Here is an 18,830-nt window from a genome sequence, read left to right on the forward strand (position 1 = left end):
CTTTTTCAATAAAAAGTATGATAAGATATGTAAAGGTGGTAGTATGAAGATTGAAAAGTTGAATGCTGAACATTCTAATTATATAAAGGAACATTATCCAATTAGTCATCTTTGCGCAAAGGTGCTTAGTGCAGCTGATATGGAAGATAAGGAGATTCAAGAGCTTTTAAGCATTCCCAAATTATCTGATCCATTTTCTGCGAAAGGCATGAAAGAAGTGGCAGATAGAATATATCAGGCAAAAATACAAAAAGAGAAAGTTTTGGTTTGTGGTGATTATGACGCTGATGGTATTTGTTCTACGGCTATTTTGGTAGATGCTTTGCGTAAGTATGGTGTTACATGTGGCTTCTATATTCCAAATCGTTTTAAGGAAGGGTATGGTCTTCATGTGGACACTGTACATATGGCTTATGAAAAAGGATATCGTCTATTGATTACTGTTGATAATGGAGTGAAGGCTTTTGATGCTTTGAAAGAAGCTAAAAGACTTGGAATTGAGGTAATTATAACTGATCATCACGCGATGGAAGAGGAGCTAGATTGTTTGTATTTGCTTCATCCTTTTCACATGGGAGATGCATTTTCCACTTTAAGCGGAGCAGGTGTAGCGTTAGAAATTTCAAGAGCTTTGCTTCCAGAAATAAAGGAACATGTAGTTTTAGCGTGTGTTGCAGCTATTGCGGATGTTATGGAGCTTAGAAAAGAAACGCGTGCTATTGTAAAACTTGGAATACAGTACTTAAAACAAGGAGTATGTAAACCAATACAAATGCTGGCAAAAAATCGATATCCTCAATGGGATGAAGTGTTGATTGCCTACCAGATCGTACCTAAACTTAATGTGATAGGTCGTTTAGCAGATATGGCAAATGCCAATAATGCGGTGCGTTACCTTTTGTTAACGGATTATGAAGAAATACAAAAAGTATCCCATCAGATTACGGATTTGAATGAAAAGCGTAAAAAAATGAGCGATGCTATGGTAGAAACAGCGAAATCTCTTATTCATGATGAGTATCCATTCCAATTGCTGTTTCATGATTCTTTTCATGAAGGAATCGTTGGTTTGGTAGCAGGCAAACTTGCACAGGAAAGAAATCAGCCTGTCATGATTGCGGCAAAATCGGAGAATGGATTTAAAGGCAGTATTCGAAGTATGGGGTTGCTCGATTTAACAACATTCTTTGATGGATGCAAAGAAGAATTGAGCAGTTATGGAGGCCATAAATCTGCAGCAGGAATTGGTTTTTCTTTTGACAAAAAACAAGAAGTACAAGATTATGTGAACAAAAAAATGGAAGGTATCACATTTGAAAATGAGCTATGTTACAAAGTTATTCCTATATTGGAAAATGAAATAACGCAAAAAGAAGTGGAAAGTTTATCTATGCTTGCTCCTTTTGGAAATGGATTTGAAGAGCCTTTATTTTTGCTTGAAAATTTAAAAGTAACTTCTCCTAAAAGAATGGGAAATGGCAAACATTTAAAATGGGTATTGAATGATGCGATAGATATCGTCTATTTTAACTGTGAGAAAGAAGCTCAATATCTTTCATCAGCATCTTCTCTTTCTTTTATTGCAAATTTACGCATAAATTCTTTTATGGGAAGAAAAAAAATTAATATTTTTGTTGCGGAGGCTTTTTAACAGTGCAATTTTGTGTTTTTTTTGATATAATAGATACATATTTACAGGAGGCTAATTTATGGATTATAAAAAATATATTGCTGATGTCGTAGATTTTCCTAAAGAAGGAATTTTGTTTCGTGATATCACACCGTTAATGGCAGAAGGAGAAGTATTTAAGTCTGCCTGCGATGAAATACTTGCTTTTGCGAAAAAAGTAGGTGCTAACGTAATTGTTGGACCAGAGTCTAGAGGTTTTATTTTTGGATGTCCGGTTGCCTACAGCATGGGAATTGGTTTTATTCCAGTAAGAAAACCCGGAAAGCTTCCTAGAGAAACGGTTAGTATGAGCTATGATTTGGAATATGGAAGCAACGAGCTTCATATTCATAAAGGAGATATTAAAAAAGGGCAGAAAGTTTTGATCATTGATGACTTGCTGGCTACTGGAGGAACTGTGAATGCCACTATCCAGATCGTTGAATCTATGGGGGCTGAAGTAGTTGGGTGTGCTTTTTTGATTGAACTAGAAGATTTAAAAGGCAGAGAGCTTCTTAAAAATTATGAAGTTTTTTCCCTCATGTCTTATAAGTAATAAAAAAAAGGGGGAATTTCCCCTTTTTCTTGAATGTAGGTGATAGTATGGTAAGTAAAAAAGTTGTTACATTTGATGAAATGATGCAGGAAGTAAAAAAATATATTAAAAAAGATGAAAATATAGACTTGATTACTCGTGCATATCTTTTTGCGGAAAAAAATCATGATGGACAATACCGTAAAAGTGGAGAACCATATATTATTCACGCAATTCAAGTTGGTTATATCCTGTCTTCACTTCGTACAGGACCTAAAACTATAGCGGCAGGTCTTTTACATGATGTAGTAGAAGACTGTGATGTCTGTTTAGAGGATGTAAAAGAAAAATTTGGCGATGAAGTAGCTTCGCTTGTAGAGTCTGTGACAAAAATCGGAGCTCTAAAATTCAAAGATGAGAAGGAATATCTCGCTAGTAACCATAGAAAAATATTCATAGCTATGGCAAAGGATGTTCGTGTCATTTTGATTAAATTATCTGATCGTCTGCATAATATGCGAACATTGCAGTATATGAGGCCGGAAAAGCAAAAGAAAATAGCAAATGAGACATTAGAAGTATATGCGCCTATTGCGCATCGCTTAGGTATTAGTGATATTAAAAATGAATTGGAAGATTTATGTTTTCAATATCTAAACAAGGAAAAATACTATGAAATTGCTCGTCTTGTTGAGGTAAGAAAAACAGAAAGAGATGAACAGGTACAGCATATGATCAAGGAAATTAGTGAACTTCTTGATGAACAGCATATGAAGTATCGTATTTTTGGAAGAAGCAAGCACTTGTATAGCATCTATAAAAAAATGAAAACAAAAAACAAGAGATTTGAAGAAATCTTGGACTTGCTTGCAATTCGTATTGTTACGGATACAGATACTGCCTGTTATGAGATTTTAGGATATATCCATGCTAAATATCGTCCAATACCAGGCCGTTTTAAAGATTATATCGCAATGCCGAAAGTGAACATGTACCAATCTTTGCATACGACAATTGTGGCAGATAATGGAAATATATTTGAAGTGCAGATTCGAACGGAGGCAATGGATGAAATTGCAGAGCAGGGGATTGCTGCTCATTGGCGTTATAAAGAAAATAGCAATGGTGGAAAAGAGGTTCATCAAAAAGAAATAGAAGAACAGCTGCATTGGTTTAAAGATTTCAGTGTGATGAGTGATGAAGTCAATGATGATGCAATGGAATATATGAATCTTCTACAAAAAGATATTTTTGAAGCGAATGTTTATGTTATGACGCCGAAAGGAAAAGTCATTGCTCTTCCAAATGGATCTACACCGATTGATTTTGCTTATCGAATACATACAGAAGTAGGACATCACACAGTTGGTGCTACAATCAATGGAGTATTAGTTCCTTTAAATACCATCTTAAAAACGGGTGATGTTGTTAGTATTCGTACAAACAAACAATCTCCAGGTCCAAGTGAGGACTGGATAAAAATTGTAAAAAGTGCGCATGCCAGAAATAAAATTCGCTCTTTTTTCCAGAAACAGGAAAGTGAGCGACGCTCTTTGGATATAAAAAAAGGAGAAGAAATCTTAGCAGAAGAATTAAAACGCAGGAATTTAGACGTTGTTTCTTACACAGATACGAAAAAATTAGAAAGTATTGCGAAAACATTAAGTTTTAGTAATGTAGATGATTTAATGTATGCGATTGGTGTTAAACAAATTTCACTGCCGGCTGTAATTGATCGTTTGGCTAAGCATAAGACGGCGGTTCCGCTAGATAATGAGGAACTCGCAAAAATGTTTAATCGTCAGGATCGTAAGAAGAAAGTGTCTTCCAGTGGTATTAAGGTTGCTGGTATTGACTCTATGAAAATATCTTTGGCTGCCTGCTGTTCTCCTGTTCCTGGTGATGAAGTTGTTGGCTATATTTCTCAAGGACAGGGAGTAAAAGTGCATCGTAAAGATTGTCCGAACATTGCGAATGAAAAACAGCGTTTAATTGATGTAGAGTGGGATGAAAACATTGAGCAGAAAACATATGAAGTAAAACTTGTTGTTAGGTCAACCGATCGAAACTTCTTGTTAAGTGATATTGTGACAGTTGTTTCTCAATGCAAGGCGGGATTGCAGCATGTTGATTCTGGTGTTGAGGAAGATAAAATATCAGCTACTACAAAATTAACAGTAATTGTACAGGATGCAGAACATTTACAATCACTGATGGCGAATTTAAGGAAAATAAATAGCGTTAGAACTGTTGAACGTATCATCCAATAAATAATATAAAAAAAACAGAGTTTAGTGTTAGTGTTAACTCTGTTTTTTCTTCTTTAATTTTTGTTCATAATACAATGTATTCCATAGACGAAAATATTCTTGCATATACAAGGAAAAAGGACTTTTATGGTCTGCTGCATCCATATCAAAGTCATTAAAAAATTTTCTTACAAAAAAAGCACTTCTTCTTATGTGAAAATCACTTGTTATAACCAAGACTTTATGAAAATTCTGCTGTATGCATATTTGCTTGCATAATTTTAAATTTTCAAAAGTATTAGCGGCTTTGTTTTCAGTAATAATAACCTGTTCTTCTATGTTTTTAGAAAGTGCATATTTTTTCATGCATAAAGCTTCGTTGTGATTGTTATGTATACTTCCTCCACTTACAATAAGATAAAGTGCTTTCTTTTGGGTATAAAGTGAAATGGCCTTATCCATTCTTTCTCTTTGCATTACAGAAATTGAACCATCTGCCTTACAGGGACAGCCTAATACAATAATAACATCATAGAAGCTTGTGTCTTTGGGTTTTGAGGGAGCAGGGAATTGCTGGAACAGATAGATATTTAGCAAAATCAAAAGTAAAAGTAAAACCAATATCATGGGATATAGATAGGGGGCTGCATTTCTTTAGACAGCTCTTTTTTTCTGTTTAAGCCATTTAAGGGATAAGCGTATGCATGACATGCACGCAATTCTATCTGTCTAAAAGCTTGTGGAACCTGTTTAAAACAGGAAGCAATTTGCACATCTTTTTTTCTTAAAGAAGATAAGTGTTTCTTTCCTTTTTCATTAAAGCCAAGGACACGTATATGGTTTAAGTTAGAAAGGTTGTCAATTTCCATTTTCGTTGTTTGCGTCATTAAATGAATTAAGGTACGCTGGATTCTGCTTTTTGTATATTTTTTAGAAGTACAGCTATCTATAAAATCATCTAAAGTATCATATTGTACAGCTTTCTTTATAAATAAATTTTCAATACCTTCATCCATTAAAAATATCGTAGATAAATAGGATGGTGAAAGTGTAGTTAACAGTGTTTGAATCAAAGGGTAATAAAGAGAAAAAGCATGCTGCTTATTAAGTTCATTAGCCATAACAGTGGCATGCGATATATCTTTATTGTTAAATACCCCTTTTCGTATGGCAGTAGCACTTGCGATACTTTGAGCTAAGTCAGTATCATGGTATTGATTTGTACGTTTTATAGTATAGGGGATGATATTTGTATTCTGCAATGCCTTTAGATAACTGATGCCTAAAATATCATTGCTTGATAAAGTGTCGAAAGTCATCGAGAAATTTTTCGCCATAGAAAAATCCTTTGTTTTAGGCTGGAAAGCTTCTTTTGCGATTGTTTGCAGTTTTATGATGTCGTTTGTTTCACTTCCAAACACAATACAATTTACCCCTGCTAACTGTAAAGAACGAATAGCGCCTTTAGCAAAGCCATCTGCACTTTGAAGAGCAAAAGGATAGGGAAGTTCTATTACGATATCAACGCCATTTTCTAAAGCGTATTTTGTACGCAGCCATTTGTCAGCAATAGCAGGTTCTCCTCTTTGAACAAAATTTCCGGACATAACGGCAATAAGGATATCGCATTTGCTGATTTCCTTTGCTTTTTTTATATGATATAAGTGCCCGTTATGAAATGGATTGTATTCAGTAACAATACCGCATATTTTCATAGTTGACCTCCTTTTTGAACAGTATACCATGTTTTTATCAAAAAAAGGATATGAATACTAAGGAATGGAAAGGTTAATGGCAAAAGAAACAAAAAAGAAATAAAAAAGTAAAAAAAAACTTTCTTTCCTATGGATTTTATGTTTTAATAATATAGCCTAGTTATGGGAAACAGAAAAAGATTGACTTTCTCATCTGATTTCCTTATAATAAGATAGGTCAGACAACGAGGTGATTCTTTTGAAATGGTCAAGAGCACAATTATTACAGGCTGAAAACTGTACGATCTATTTTGATGAAACAATTGATTTTGGTCCTGAAATATTTGCGAAGATGAATCAAATCAGAGGATTGCAGGATGTTACGGTATCAGGAAATGTTCATTACGATACAGCCAGTGAACGCGTATTTGCAGATCTGGATATTGAAGGCGTGATGATAGTGCCGTGTTCTATAACCTTAGAGGATGTAGAATATGATTTCCACACGAAATCTTTAGAAGTGTTCTCTTTTGATAAAGTGGATGATGAAGATGTACACGAAGTAAAAGGTGATGTCGTAGAACTATTACCGGTAGTCTTTCAATTGATACTGATGGAAGTCCCTTTGAAGGTTGTCAAAAAGGGCTTGAAACAGTATCCTAAAGGTGACGGTTGGGAAGTTGTCAAAGAGGAAGACTATAAGAAGTCTGAAAAGAAAGATATAGATCCTCGTTTAGCAAAGTTGAAAGAATTCAAAGTAGAAGATTAAGTAGGAGGTGCTAACATGGCTGTTCAGCAGAGACGTAATTCAAAAACTAGAAAAGCAAAACGTAGAACTCACTATAAATTAGCTGCGCCAACATTGGTAAAATGTCCAGCTTGCGGTGAATACAAGGTTCCACACAAAATGTGTGAATGTGGTGAGTACAACGGTAGAACAATCGTAGAAAAATAGATTTTTTCAAAACAGTGATATTTCATCACTGTTTTTTTTGAAAAGCATTGAATTTTCTTTTGTTACATGTTATATTATCTACAGATACTTCAATCGGAGTGGGTTATGCCCACTCCTTCATTTATGTAAAAGGAGAAGATTATGGATCAGTTAACAAAAATCAAAGAACTTGTTACACCTATTCTGCAAGAAGAAGATATTCTTCTTTATGATGTCAAATGGCATACAGAAGGTAAAAATCGTATTCTGCAGATTTCCATTATGAGAAAAGATGGCAGCATGGATATTGATACATGTGCAGAAATGTCTGAAAAAATCAGCGTAAAGCTAGATGAAGAAGATTTGATTGCAAGCGAGTATTTCCTGGAAGTGTGTTCTCCAGGTGCAGAAAGAGAATTGCGCAGTGATGAAGAAATTCAGCATGCTGTTGGAGAATATGTATATGTAAAATTAAAAAATCCCAAAAATGGATTAGATGAGGTTAAAGGGGATTTGACAGCGTATGAAAATGGTATTGTCTATATAAACTATATGGCAAAAGCTGTGAAGAAAAAAGCAGAGATTGAAAAAGAAAATATTTCTTTGATCCGCTTATCAGTAAGAATATAGAAGAAAGGATTAGAAACATGAAGTTAAAAGATTTTATGGCCGCTATGCAGGCAATCGAAAGTGATCGTAAATTATCAAAAGATGTTGTTGTGGAAGCGTTGCAGGAAGCGTTGGCAAAAGCTTTTCGTAAACATATTGAAATTCCAGATGCATTGGTACGTGTAGATGTAAATGATGCAAACGGAGATATTAAAGTATATCAGCAGCGTCGTATCGTTGAAAAAGTGGAAGATGACGAGCTTGAAATTTCTTTGGAAGATGCCAAGAAAGTGAACCAGGATTTAGAACTTGATGGTGTTGTTGAAGAAGAAGTAGATATTACACAGCTTGGACGTGCAGCAGTTATTTTGGCAAAGAATGTTATGAAACAGAAAATTCGTGAAGCAGAAAAACTGGTTGTATATGAAGAATACTGTGATAAAGTAGAAGAAATGGTAATTGGTACAATTGAATCTGTTGAAGAAAAATTCTGTATCGTAAATATTGGAAAAACATTGGCGTTGATGCCGAAAAATCAGCAGATTCCAAATGAACATTATCATGAGGGAGAAAGAATTCGTGTTGTTATTACTGAAGTTAATAAAGAAACAAAAGGTGCGCAGGTATTAGTTTCTCGCGGAGATGCAACTTTAGTAAAACGTTTGTTTGAAAAAGAGGTTCCTGAAATTTATCAGGGAGTCATTGAAATCAAGGCAATTGCACGTGAAGCTGGAGAACGTACAAAAATGGCAGTGTATTCTCATAATGAAAACATTGATCCTATTGGTGCTTGTATTGGACCTAGAGGTAGTCGCGTGCAGGCAATCATCGATGAATTAAATGGTGAAAAAATTGATATCTTTGAATGGAGTGAAGATGTTAGTGAATTGATTAAAAATTCCTTGTCTCCTGCAGAAGTATTAGCGGTTATTCCTAGTGAAGAAAGAAAAGGGGCATTGCTTGTTGTTGTACCAGACAACCAATTGTCTTTAGCAATTGGAAAGCGTGGTAAAAATGCGCGTTTGGCTGTTAAGCTGACTGGAAATAAAATAGATATCAAATCAGAAAGTGATATGGAAGCTTCTGGTATTGACTGGAAAGCTATTGCGGTTAAACAGCGTGAAGAATATCTAGCTGCACAGGCAGAAGCAAAAGCTCTTGCACAGCAGGAAATCTTTGAAAATGCGCAGGAAGAAGAAGCGCTAACTCTTGATGATGCAGGTGTTGTATTTGAGGAAAGCTATATTCCTGAAGAAGAGGAAGAAGCAGTTGAAATTGAAACACAAGTGGTTGAAGAAACTGCTGTTGAAGACGAAAAAACTTCTGTAGAAAATGATTTGGAAGAAGCGGCTCGTATTGCGAAAGAGAAACAGCGTCAGCAAGGTTTAAATGTAAAAGAAAAACAGGAATATACATCAAAATTTGAGTCTTTAGCGGATGCTAGTACAAAAACAGAAGCAGCTCCTTCAAAACCAAAATATAAGAAACATGAAGAAGAAATACCACATAAGGCAACGTTTGACTTAAGTAAAAAAGAATATGAAATGAAACCAATCTATTCCGAAGAAGAATTAGAAGAAATCGAAAGAGCACAGCAGGAAGAAGAAGAAAATGATTGGATTCATGATGATATTGATTTTGATGAATATGACGAGTATTATGATAACTAAGTAAGGAGGGAAGATTTTATGAAAAAAATACCAATGCGTAAGTGTGTGGCAACAAATGAAAGTCTTCCAAAGAAAGAATTGATTCGTATCGTTCGTACTCCAGAGGGAACGATAGAGATAGATGAAACAGGAAAACGCAATGGACGAGGCGCCTATTTAAAAAGAAGTGTTGAGGCAGTAGAAATTGCGAAAAAACGTAAAGCATTATCTCGTTCGTTAGAATGTCCTATTCCAGATGAAATCTTTGAAGAATTAAGAAAGCGTTTTGACCATGAATAATGCGATGGGAATTTTAGGACTGGCAGCTAGAGCTAGAAAAATAGCCACTGGTGAGACAGTAATGAAACAACTTCGCAGTGGAAAGGTAAAACTTGTAATTCTTTCAAAAGATATGGGGGATAATGGGAAAAAGAAACTGCTGGATAAATGCAGTTTCTACCATGTTCCATATGTATTTATGGAATGTGACGAAATAAATCAAGCCATCGGAGATCGTAATAGGAAATCCGTAGCTATATTAGATGAAGGTTTTGCGCAAAAACTTCAGACTTGCTTGAAAGGCTAGGTGATTATATGGCAAGACAACAGAAAAAGGGTAACAACAAAAAAGGAAACAATGGTAAAAAAAGAGATTTTTCATCTAAAAAGGAACGTGTAGAAGTAACTGAAATAACATATAGCGCTCCAATTACTGTTGGTGAATTGGCTGAAAAGTTAAATCGTAATGCCAGTGAAATTATTAAATTGTTATTTATGATGGGAACTATGGTTACCATTAACTCAGTTTTAGACGATGAAACAGTTGAATTGATTTGTATGGAATGGAATGTAGAATGCCATAAAGAAATCATTATTGATGAAAGTGATTTTGAGGAACAAATCAATAACGAAGAAGAGGATGAAGCAAATCTTGTTGAACGTCCTCCAGTTGTGACAATCATGGGGCATGTTGACCATGGAAAAACAACGTTGTTAGATACGATTCGTAAAACACATGTTACAGAAGGTGAGTTTGGGGGCATCACGCAGCATATTGGGGCTTATCAGGTCGGCGTTAATGGAAAGAAAGTAACATTCCTTGATACACCAGGGCATGAAGCTTTTACAGCAATGCGTGCACGTGGAGCTCAGGTAACAGATATTGTAATTATTGTGGTTGCTGCTGATGATGGTGTTATGCCACAGACAAAAGAAGCAGTTGATCATGCGAAGGCTGCTGGTGTGCCAGTTATTGTTGCGGTAAACAAAATTGATAAACCAGGTGCTAATAGAGATCGTGTCGTATCGGAAATGAGCGAATTAGGTCTTATGCCTGAAGAGTGGGGCGGAGATACGATTTATGTAGATGTATCTGCTAAATTTGGAGATGGCGTTCCAGATTTATTAGAAACGATTCTAATTGTTGCAGAAGTTGAAAATTTCAGAGCGAACCCTAATAAAATGGCTACTGGTACTGTAATTGAAGCAAAATTAGATAAAGGTCGGGGACCAGTTACTACATTGCTTGTACAAAATGGTACTTTGCATACTGGTGATGCTTTAGTAGTTGGAACTGTATTTGGACGTGTTCGTAAAATGACAGATGATCGTGGACGTGAACTAAAAGAAGCTTTACCTTCTATGCCAGTAGAAATCATTGGGTTAAATGATGTTCCAGTTGCTGGAGATATCTTTAAAGCATTTGATTCTGAAAAGAAAGCTCGTAATATTGCAGAAGAGCGTTTAAATAAGAAAATTGCACAGGAACGCAGTTCATCTAGTGCTATGTCTTTGGACGATTTGGCTCGCCAGATTGAAGAAGGGGAAGTACAGGATGTTAATGTGATCATTAAAGCCGATGTACAAGGTTCTGCAGAAGCAGTTAAAGCAAGTATGGAAAAAATCGAAGTTGATGGTGTTCGTGTTAATGTAATTCGTTCTACAGCAGGGGCAATTACAGAATCTGATATCATGCTTGCAAGTGCTTCAAATGCAGTTATCTATGGATTTAATGTAAGACCAAGTGCTATGGTTCGTAAGAAAGCAGAAGAAGAAGGAATCGATATTCGTTTGCACAACATTATCTATAAAGCTCTTGAAGAAATGGAAAGTGCAATGAAGGGTATGCTGGCTCCAGTCTTTGAAGAAGTAGTTATTGGACAGGCTGAAGTTCGTCAGACATATAAAGTAAGCAAAGTTGGTACGATTGCTGGTTGTATGGTTACAGATGGATGTATTCGTAAGGACTGTGGAGTTCGTTTGATTCGTGAAGGTGTCGTTATATACACTGGGAAATTAGGTTCTTTAAAACGTTTCCAAAACGATGCAAAAGAAGTTCAGAACGGATTTGAATGTGGTATGACAATTGAAAACTTTAATGATATTAAAGAAGGAGATATCATTGAAGCTTATGAAGATCAGCAGGTTGATCCTGCCTAAAAGTTGAGGTTTTCTACATGACATTAAAAGCAGAAAAGGTTGCTGGAATTATTCAGAAAGAAGTTTCAGAAATTATTCAATTCCAGCTTAAAGATCCTAAAATTGGTTTCATTACCATTACGGATGTGACAGTGACAAATGATTTGTCTATTGCGAAAGTTTATGTTTCTTTTCTTGGACAAAAGGCTAGAGAAGAAGCAGGGATGAAAGCACTGGAACGTAGTAAAGGATATATTCGTAGTGAACTTGCAAAACGCATGTCAATGCGTAAAGTTCCGGAATTACATTTCCTTATTGATGATTCTTTAGAAAGAGGAAATAAAATCGAACGTATTTTATATGAAATCAATCAAGACAAAAAATAAATATAAAAAGGGTTGTGACAAGTAAGAGAAATTAAACTTTCTCTAAAAATCACAACCTTTTTTGCATTTATAAAAAGTAAATAAGTTATGTAATCGTTAGAAATGAAACCTTATGTAATTTTCAATATAATAATTGTAAAGATTCTTGTATATGATTTTGTCTTTATCTTTTATTTAGAAGTTTTTTGTCCATGAAAATAAAGTATCATTTTGATCTATCTGACGAATTTGATTTATTTCTTCCTCTGTGAGATGAAAATCAAAAATATCTATATTCTCTTTTAGTCTTAACTCATGTTTTGATTTAGGAACTACGGATACTCCTCGCTGAGTTAAAAAACGTAAGGAAATCTGTGCAGGTGTTTTATTGTATTTTGAAGTGATTTTTTTCAAAACTGTTTCATCGGATAAATTAAGCAGTCCTTGAGCAAGTGGGAACCATGCCTGCATGGCAGTCCCATGTTTCATCAGTAATTCATGAAGTTCCCATTTTTGATAATAGACATGATTTTCAACTTGATTCACTGCAGGAATGATTTTACAGTTTTTGATGAATTCCTGATACTTGTTCTCATCATAATTCGAAATTCCAATGGCCTTAACTTTACCTTTTAGATATGCCTCTTCTAAAGCCTGATACATCTGGGGTCCTTGCGGATAAGGCTCATGTATAAGAAGTAAATCAATATAATCTAATTGCAGATTATTAAGTGTCTCTTCAATTGCATGCTTAGCTTTTTCATAACTGTTGCTGATGCGATAGATTTTCGATGTGATAAATAATTGATTACGATCAATCCCACTTTTCAAGATTCCTTGTCCAACTTCTTTTTCATTTTCATACATTTGCGCCGTATCAATTAGTCTATATCCAAGCTGAATTGCTTTTGATACAACCTGTACACATTCTTCTCCTCTAAGATTCCATGTTCCAAGACCAACAAGAGGCATTTTATTTCCTGTATTAAGTGTTACATATTCTATGTAATTTCTCCTTTCAATATCCCTTATTCTTTTCCAACATTAAGCAGGTGTTCTTTGATTTTCATCCATTTCCCGCATCGAAAGAAGAAATCCATTGCGATTGGAATGATAACCATGGCAATAATAGTAAATAGAAATTGCATGTAAGATAAGCGCACCAAAGAAAACAGTTTTGGCATAAAGATGATTGCTAAGGTAAATCCAATGCTCATTGTTAGAAAGATACATAAGCGTTTTGTGGTAAATGGATGACAAACTCTATATAGTACGATAAGAGAACTTGTACCGGTCAAAATCACACACATCGTAGACATGTTATCCTGTGGTATCGGCATAATAAACATTGAAATGATATTTACATAAATAATACTTAATACAACACACAAAGCACCAGGCAATGCTCTTCCTAATACATTTAGCAGGAAATTGCCCTCTACTCGTGCATGATTTGCTTCTAAGGCAAGGAAGAAAGAAGGAATTCCAATCGTTAAAGAGGAAATTAAAGTCAGCTGGATAGGTTCAAACGGATAGCGGCTGATAAAGAATAATGTCAAAATACTTAAAATAGTGGAGAAGGTTGTTTTCACAAGAAACAAAGAAGCCGCTCTTTGAATGTTATTGATAACACGCCTTCCTTCATCAACAATTCTTGGCATATTTGCGAAATTGTTATCCAAAAGTACCAGATTGGCAATATTTTTTGCTGCTTCACTGCCTTGCGCAACAGAGATGCTGCAATCAGCTTCCTTTAATGCCATGACATCATTTACGCCATCTCCAATCATGGCAGTAACATGTTTATGATTCTTTAATGCTTTGATTAACAGTTTCTTCTGTATCGGAGAAACTCTTCCAAAAATGGTATAACGATTTACAATACGGGGAATTTCATCATCAGAAATACTGCTCATATCAATAAAGTTTTCATAACCTTTTAAATGTGCTTTTCGAGCAATCGCACAAACCGTTTTAGGATCATCACCACTGATAATTTTCAAATCGACTCCCTGAGACAAGAAGTAATCCAAGGTAGCAGGAGCTTCTTGACGAATAGGATCGCTTAAAATAAGAAGTGCAATGATATCATTTTGTTTAGAAATACTATCCCTTACAATCTTTTGATCATTGTGAGCTAATACAAGAACACGATTTCCTAAGGAAGATTGTTCTATTATCATCTTTCTTAGTTCTTCATCACAGTGATCACATATAAACTCATAAGCTCCTAAAATATAGGTTCCTTTTCCTTCAAAAGTAACAGCAGAATACTTCCTTGCACTGGAAAAGGATAGGAAAGAGCTTGCAGTATAGAGGTGTGATGGTTTTGGGGCATAGCTGCGTATTGCCTGTGCGGTAGCATTGTCATCGCTTAATACCTCCATCATATTTGCAAGGATTTCTTCAGTTGGATATGCATGCGGGATTAGTGTTAATACATCTTCTACACGCATATTTCCTTCTGTTATCGTACCTGTTTTATCCAGACATAAGGTATCGACACGTGCCAATGTTTCGATACAATATAATTCCTGCACAAGGGTTTGACGTCGAGCAAGGTTGATAACACCTACGGCAAGAGCTATACTTGTTAGCAGGACAAGACCTTCCGGTATCATACCAATTAATGCTGCAACTGTAGATACAATGGCATCCGCAAATGTCGCATCGGAAATGAAATACTGCTTTGTGAACAATAAAATACCAACGGGAATAATGATGATTCCGGTTGTTTTTATGATAAAGTTAATGGAATCACGCAGCTGGGATTTATGTTTTCTAAAAACTTTCGCATCGGATAAAATGGACTGTGCATAGCTGTCATTTCCAACATGAGTAACTTGTACCTTTGCATTCCCGCTGATTACGAAACTTCCAGAGTATAAGGTGTCACCTGTATTTTTTACAATACTGTCGGATTCACCAGTTAGTAAAGATTCATTTACCTCTACTTTTCCTTCTTTTACTACACAATCTGCGCAAACTTGAGAACCGCTTTTTAAAAACATGACATCATCTAGCACCAGCTTTTCCATATGTAGCTGTACGATTTTTCCATTTCGCAAGACATCTAAATATGGCTGTGTAATTAAGGAAAGTTTATCAAGTACACGTTTTGCGCGAATTTCCTGAAAAATTCCAATTACAAGATTACTGATTACGACTCCTAAAAACAAAAGGTTTTTAAAGGAGCCGATAAATATAATCAAGCCGGCAAGAATGGCATTGATAAGATTAAATAAAGTAAAAATATTATCTCGAAAAATTTCTTTATAGGACTTTGTGATGTTTGTTTCCTGTGTATTCATAAATCCTTTTTGGATACGTTCTTCTACCTGTTTATCATTTAATCCTATAGAGAGATCAATATGCTTGTTTTCATCCAGCATCCAATCACCTCAAATCCTGTGCCTTTATTATAACAGAATTCTTTGATAGAGCCCTTACATTTATGAAATATTTAAGATAACTTTAACATTTTTTTCTTTTTATGTGTTGAAGGAAAGAAAATATTGTCGAAAAGATAAGATCATGAATTCATCGTTTTATTTTATTAAAAATATTCCATAAATAATAGGTATATTTTTCATGGAAAGCATGCTACAATGTTGGATATGTTTGGAGGTAGTTTATGAGTATTTTAACAGTATCCAATGTATCGCACAGTTTTGGAGGCAGACAGATTTTAGAAAATGTATCATTTCGTCTATTGAATGGTGAGCATGTTGGCTTGATTGGTGCCAATGGAGAAGGAAAATCTACATTTTTAAATATTATTACTGGAAAATTAACACCGGAAGAAGGAAAGGTAGAATGGTGCAATCGTATTACCGTTGGATATCTTGATCAGCATACGGTATTACAGAAAGGGAAAACAATAAAGGAAGTCTTGCAGGATGCATTTCATCATTTGTTTGATTTGGAAAAAGAAATGATGGAACTGTATGAAAAAATGTGTGATTGCAGTGAAGAAGAAGTGAACCAGTATATGCAGGATGTAGGAGAGATTCAGGATATATTGGAACATAGCGGTTTTTATATGATTGATACGAAAATCAATGAAGTAGCCAATGGTTTAGGGCTTATGGATATTGGATTGGACAAAGATGTCAGCATGTTATCTGGAGGACAGCGATCAAAAGTATTGCTTTGTAAGCTTCTTTTAGAAAATCCGATGATTTTATTACTGGATGAGCCTACAAACTATTTGGACGAGGAACATATTCACTGGCTGACAAATTTCTTATCCAATTATGAAAATGCTTTTATTCTTGTATCGCATGATATTCCTTTCTTAAATAATGTTGTGAATATTATTTACCATGTCGAAAACTGCGAATTAACAAGATATGTAGGGGATTATGATTATTTCCTGGAACAGCACGCATTGAAGAAACGACAGTTAGAGGCAGCTTATCATAAGCAGCAAAAAGAAATTGAAGACTTAGAAGATTTTATTGCGAGAAATAAGGCAAGAGTCGCAACTAGAAATATGGCACATTCCCGACAGAAGAAACTGGATAAAATGGAATTGATCAGCAAGCCGAAAGAAAAGGTAAAACCTAGTTTTTCTTTTCAGAGTTCACGTACAACAGGGCGTATCGTGTTTGATGCGAAAGATTTAGTTATCGGTTATGATGAACCCTTAACAAAACCAATGTCTTTACAGCTGGAAAGAAATAAAAAAGTCGCTATAAAAGGGGTAAATGGTTTAGGAAAAACGACGCTTTTAAAAACATTAATGGGAAAGATACCTGGAGTAGCTGGACAGGTGGAAGTAGATCCATTTGCGGAAACTGGTTTCTTTGAACAGGAAACTCCTATGGAAAGTGAAAGTGCGCTAGATTATTTCTGGAAAGAATATCCATCTTATACCAATGGTGAAGTGCGTGCAGCTTTGGCAAAATGCGGTTTAACAACCGATCATATTGAGTCTGGAATGTGTGTATTAAGTGGAGGAGAGCAGGCAAAGGTACGTTTATGTATAATTATGAATCGACCATGCAATGTACTTGTTCTGGATGAGCCTACCAACCATTTGGATGTAGATGCCAAAGATGAATTAAAAAGAGCTTTAAAAGAATATAAAGGAACAGTTCTACTTGTATCCCATGATCCAGATTTCTATGAAGGACTTGTAGATGAAGTATGGAACTTAGAAGAATGGACAACAAAAATATTATAAAAAGTGAGAATTTTTTGAAGTGAACCCAATTTGTTGGACACTTAATTAAATTTGTTTTTAAGCAGTTATTAAGGATTGATTCCTGTATTGGACAGGAGTTAGTCCTTTTAATTTTGCTGTTATTCTTTGTGTATTATAATAATCAATATATTCTTCCATCGCAACCTTTAAATCATCTAATGTTTTAAAACTATATTCATACCCATAAAACATTTCATTCTTCATCCTTCCAAAAAAATTCTCCATTGGTGAATTATCTAAACAGTTCCCTTTCCTTGACATCGATTGTTGAATTCTTTTTTCTTCAAGCATTTCATGATATGACTGCATCTGATATTGCCAGCCCTGATCGCTATGAAATTTCAATCCTTCTAAATTGTCATATTTATCAAATGCTTGTTTAAGCATATCTTTTATTTGTTCAAAATTTGGACTTTTTGATATATTGAATGATACTATTTCTCGATTATGCAAATCTAATATCGGTGATAGATAAAGCTTGCCTGCTGCTATATGAAACTCTGATACATCTGTAGACCATATTTCATTGCATCTTGTTGTATTGAAGTTTCTATCATAATATGTTTTATGTTTTTCTTCGTCTACTACTTTACTAAGTAATAAATTTTTTGTTGTACCATTCATATCGCCTTTATATGATTTATATCTTGCTTTTGGTGTTTGTCCATATAATCCCATTATAGACATTAATCGTTTGACTTTCTTATGATTGATCGTATAACCCATATTTCTTAGCTCCAAAGTTATTCTACGATACCCATATCGTTCCTTATGTGTATAAAAGATATGGATGATAATATTCATTATTTCATCATTTTTCATATCTTTGTTAGTCTTTGATAATGTGTAGTAATAAGTTGAACGTTTTAATCCTGATATTTTAAGAAGAATCTTTAATGAATATTTAAGCTGCAGTTCACAAACAATCGTTACTTTTTCTTCGATTGTTGATTTTTCCTTTTCTGAACTGCAGCACGCAGCTTTTTTAAGTATTCATTCTCTGCTTCTAGATACTGATTTTTATTTTCAAGATATTTTATTTTTTCTTCAGGTGACATATCTTCATATTTTTTATTGAATTGATTTTCTTTGTTCATAGTAGATGGTCTTCCTTTCTTTTTTTCTACTATAACATATCCATTCTCTTTGTACGAGTTAATCCAGTTATTTAATAATCCATCACTAGTCAAACCAAATTCAATAGCTGTACTCGTTGATGATTGACCGTCAATAAGGACTTTATTAATAATTTCTAATTTTAATTCTGGTGAATAATAATTATTTTTGTTAGATCTTAAAATATCAAATCCATGTCTATCTATTAATCTAACTAAATAATTAATCTTACTAGATTTTATTTGATATTCTTTAGATAAAGACGATACAGTTTCTCCTTGTTTTCGTTTTTTATATAATTCTATTTTTTGTTCTCTTGTCAGTTTTGCCATAATAAAAATGAACCTCCATTATTTGGTGTCCAAATAACGGGGTTCATTTCA

General features: G+C 34.6%; 17 protein-coding genes. 12 read left to right on the top strand and 5 right to left on the bottom strand.

Annotated elements, in window-relative coordinates:
- Positions 1 to 43: 43 nt before the first annotated feature.
- Genes A9CBEGH2_RS02855 through A9CBEGH2_RS02865 form a run of 3 tightly spaced genes read left to right on the top strand, consistent with a single transcriptional unit; the run spans position 44 to position 4,474 of the window.
- A complete protein-coding gene (locus A9CBEGH2_RS02855; RefSeq protein WP_163104236.1) occupies positions 44 to 1,651 on the top strand; it encodes a single-stranded-DNA-specific exonuclease RecJ in 1,608 nt (535 codons plus the stop codon).
- A 58-nt stretch (positions 1,652 to 1,709) separates the two neighbouring features.
- On the top strand, positions 1,710 to 2,225 hold the full coding sequence (locus A9CBEGH2_RS02860) for an adenine phosphoribosyltransferase (RefSeq protein WP_115714715.1): 516 nt from the start codon (positions 1,710 to 1,712) through the stop codon (positions 2,223 to 2,225).
- A gap of 47 nt (positions 2,226 to 2,272) precedes the next feature.
- Positions 2,273 to 4,474: a RelA/SpoT family protein gene (locus A9CBEGH2_RS02865; RefSeq protein WP_115714716.1), complete on the top strand. Its 2,202-nt coding sequence runs from the start codon at positions 2,273 to 2,275 to the stop codon at positions 4,472 to 4,474.
- A gap of 33 nt (positions 4,475 to 4,507) precedes the next feature.
- On the opposite strand, the gene A9CBEGH2_RS02870 is transcribed toward A9CBEGH2_RS02865, so the two are convergent.
- Both A9CBEGH2_RS02870 and A9CBEGH2_RS02875 read right to left on the bottom strand, forming a co-directional pair.
- Positions 4,508 to 5,080, bottom strand: a complete 573-nt coding sequence (locus A9CBEGH2_RS02870) for a YdcF family protein (protein ID WP_118360909.1) — start codon at positions 5,078 to 5,080, stop codon at positions 4,508 to 4,510.
- Positions 5,077 to 6,168: a tRNA(Met) cytidine acetate ligase gene (locus tag A9CBEGH2_RS02875; protein WP_118360911.1), complete on the bottom strand. Its 1,092-nt coding sequence runs from the start codon at positions 6,166 to 6,168 to the stop codon at positions 5,077 to 5,079. Before A9CBEGH2_RS02875 ends, A9CBEGH2_RS02870 begins: the two co-directional genes overlap by 4 nt.
- Positions 6,169 to 6,397: 229 nt before the next feature.
- On the opposite strand from A9CBEGH2_RS02875, the gene A9CBEGH2_RS02880 reads away from it, so the two are divergent.
- The 8 genes from A9CBEGH2_RS02880 (at position 6,398) to rbfA (ending at position 12,143) form a co-directional block, all read left to right on the top strand.
- A complete protein-coding gene (locus A9CBEGH2_RS02880) occupies positions 6,398 to 6,916 on the top strand; it encodes a YceD family protein (RefSeq protein ID WP_434780970.1) in 519 nt (172 codons plus the stop codon).
- A 15-nt stretch (positions 6,917 to 6,931) separates the two neighbouring features.
- Complete coding sequence (gene rpmF, locus A9CBEGH2_RS02885) at positions 6,932 to 7,102, top strand: 50S ribosomal protein L32 (protein WP_115714721.1); 171 nt, start codon at positions 6,932 to 6,934, stop codon at positions 7,100 to 7,102.
- A gap of 141 nt (positions 7,103 to 7,243) precedes the next feature.
- The gene (locus A9CBEGH2_RS02890) at positions 7,244 to 7,711 is read left to right on the top strand and encodes a ribosome maturation factor RimP (RefSeq protein WP_118277850.1); all 468 of its coding nucleotides are present in this window, start codon (positions 7,244 to 7,246) and stop codon (positions 7,709 to 7,711) included.
- 17 nt (positions 7,712 to 7,728) lie between these two features.
- Positions 7,729 to 9,360, top strand: coding sequence for a transcription termination factor NusA (nusA, locus tag A9CBEGH2_RS02895; RefSeq protein WP_163104238.1), 1,632 nt, complete (start codon positions 7,729 to 7,731; stop codon positions 9,358 to 9,360).
- Positions 9,361 to 9,378: 18 nt separating this feature from the next.
- Entirely contained in the window at positions 9,379 to 9,639 is a 261-nt protein-coding gene (gene rnpM / locus A9CBEGH2_RS02900) for an RNase P modulator RnpM (protein WP_118277848.1), read from the top strand.
- Complete coding sequence (locus A9CBEGH2_RS02905) at positions 9,632 to 9,925, top strand: L7Ae/L30e/S12e/Gadd45 family ribosomal protein (RefSeq protein ID WP_118277847.1); 294 nt, start codon at positions 9,632 to 9,634, stop codon at positions 9,923 to 9,925. Before rnpM ends, A9CBEGH2_RS02905 begins: the two co-directional genes overlap by 8 nt.
- Before the next feature lie 8 nt (positions 9,926 to 9,933).
- Positions 9,934 to 11,778, top strand: coding sequence for a translation initiation factor IF-2 (infB, locus tag A9CBEGH2_RS02910; RefSeq protein WP_118277846.1), 1,845 nt, complete (start codon positions 9,934 to 9,936; stop codon positions 11,776 to 11,778).
- A gap of 17 nt (positions 11,779 to 11,795) precedes the next feature.
- Positions 11,796 to 12,143: a 30S ribosome-binding factor RbfA gene (gene rbfA / locus A9CBEGH2_RS02915; RefSeq protein WP_115714727.1), complete on the top strand. Its 348-nt coding sequence runs from the start codon at positions 11,796 to 11,798 to the stop codon at positions 12,141 to 12,143.
- Between the two features lie 174 nt (positions 12,144 to 12,317).
- Here the strand turns inward: rbfA and A9CBEGH2_RS02920 are convergent, their stop codons facing one another.
- Both A9CBEGH2_RS02920 and A9CBEGH2_RS02925 read right to left on the bottom strand, forming a co-directional pair.
- The gene (locus tag A9CBEGH2_RS02920) at positions 12,318 to 13,094 is read right to left on the bottom strand and encodes an aldo/keto reductase (protein WP_232057303.1); all 777 of its coding nucleotides are present in this window, start codon (positions 13,092 to 13,094) and stop codon (positions 12,318 to 12,320) included.
- 56 nt (positions 13,095 to 13,150) lie between these two features.
- Complete coding sequence (locus A9CBEGH2_RS02925) at positions 13,151 to 15,514, bottom strand: HAD-IC family P-type ATPase (protein ID WP_163104239.1); 2,364 nt, start codon at positions 15,512 to 15,514, stop codon at positions 13,151 to 13,153.
- 242 nt (positions 15,515 to 15,756) lie between these two features.
- Here A9CBEGH2_RS02925 and A9CBEGH2_RS02930 point away from each other — a divergent pair, with 242 nt between their 5' ends.
- Positions 15,757 to 17,310: an ABC-F family ATP-binding cassette domain-containing protein gene (locus tag A9CBEGH2_RS02930; RefSeq protein ID WP_118360919.1), complete on the top strand. Its 1,554-nt coding sequence runs from the start codon at positions 15,757 to 15,759 to the stop codon at positions 17,308 to 17,310.
- A 57-nt stretch (positions 17,311 to 17,367) separates the two neighbouring features.
- Here the strand turns inward: A9CBEGH2_RS02930 and A9CBEGH2_RS02935 are convergent.
- Positions 17,368 to 18,779 (bottom strand): IS3 family transposase gene (locus A9CBEGH2_RS02935; protein WP_118278058.1). Its coding sequence is split into 2 segments (ribosomal slippage): positions 17,368 to 18,267 and positions 18,270 to 18,779, totalling 1,410 coding nucleotides; the frame shifts between segments, so codons are not numbered across the junction.
- Positions 18,780 to 18,830 lie beyond the last annotated feature (51 nt).

Origin of the sequence: Amedibacterium intestinale (assembly GCF_010537335.1) — a bacterium.
GTDB classification, from domain to species: Bacteria; Bacillota_I; Bacilli_A; order Erysipelotrichales; family Erysipelotrichaceae; genus Amedibacterium; species Amedibacterium intestinale.

Bases quoted from the DNA above. Each gene is read 5' to 3' on its own strand.
- A9CBEGH2_RS02855 (WP_163104236.1), top strand. From the start codon at position 44: ATGAAGATTGAAAAGTTGAATGCTGAACATTCTAATTATATAAAGGAA.
- A9CBEGH2_RS02860 (WP_115714715.1), top strand. From the start codon at position 1,710: ATGGATTATAAAAAATATATTGCTGATGTCGTAGATTTTCCTAAAGAA.
- A9CBEGH2_RS02865 (WP_115714716.1), top strand. From the start codon at position 2,273: ATGGTAAGTAAAAAAGTTGTTACATTTGATGAAATGATGCAGGAAGTA.
- A9CBEGH2_RS02870 (WP_118360909.1), bottom strand. From the start codon at position 5,080: ATGATATTGGTTTTACTTTTACTTTTGATTTTGCTAAATATCTATCTG.
- A9CBEGH2_RS02875 (WP_118360911.1), bottom strand. From the start codon at position 6,168: ATGAAAATATGCGGTATTGTTACTGAATACAATCCATTTCATAACGGG.
- rpmF (WP_115714721.1), top strand. From the start codon at position 6,932: ATGGCTGTTCAGCAGAGACGTAATTCAAAAACTAGAAAAGCAAAACGT.
- A9CBEGH2_RS02890 (WP_118277850.1), top strand. From the start codon at position 7,244: ATGGATCAGTTAACAAAAATCAAAGAACTTGTTACACCTATTCTGCAA.
- nusA (WP_163104238.1), top strand. From the start codon at position 7,729: ATGAAGTTAAAAGATTTTATGGCCGCTATGCAGGCAATCGAAAGTGAT.
- rnpM (WP_118277848.1), top strand. From the start codon at position 9,379: ATGAAAAAAATACCAATGCGTAAGTGTGTGGCAACAAATGAAAGTCTT.
- A9CBEGH2_RS02905 (WP_118277847.1), top strand. From the start codon at position 9,632: ATGAATAATGCGATGGGAATTTTAGGACTGGCAGCTAGAGCTAGAAAA.
- infB (WP_118277846.1), top strand. From the start codon at position 9,934: ATGGCAAGACAACAGAAAAAGGGTAACAACAAAAAAGGAAACAATGGT.
- rbfA (WP_115714727.1), top strand. From the start codon at position 11,796: ATGACATTAAAAGCAGAAAAGGTTGCTGGAATTATTCAGAAAGAAGTT.
- A9CBEGH2_RS02920 (WP_232057303.1), bottom strand. From the start codon at position 13,094: ATGCCTCTTGTTGGTCTTGGAACATGGAATCTTAGAGGAGAAGAATGT.
- A9CBEGH2_RS02925 (WP_163104239.1), bottom strand. From the start codon at position 15,514: ATGCTGGATGAAAACAAGCATATTGATCTCTCTATAGGATTAAATGAT.
- A9CBEGH2_RS02930 (WP_118360919.1), top strand. From the start codon at position 15,757: ATGAGTATTTTAACAGTATCCAATGTATCGCACAGTTTTGGAGGCAGA.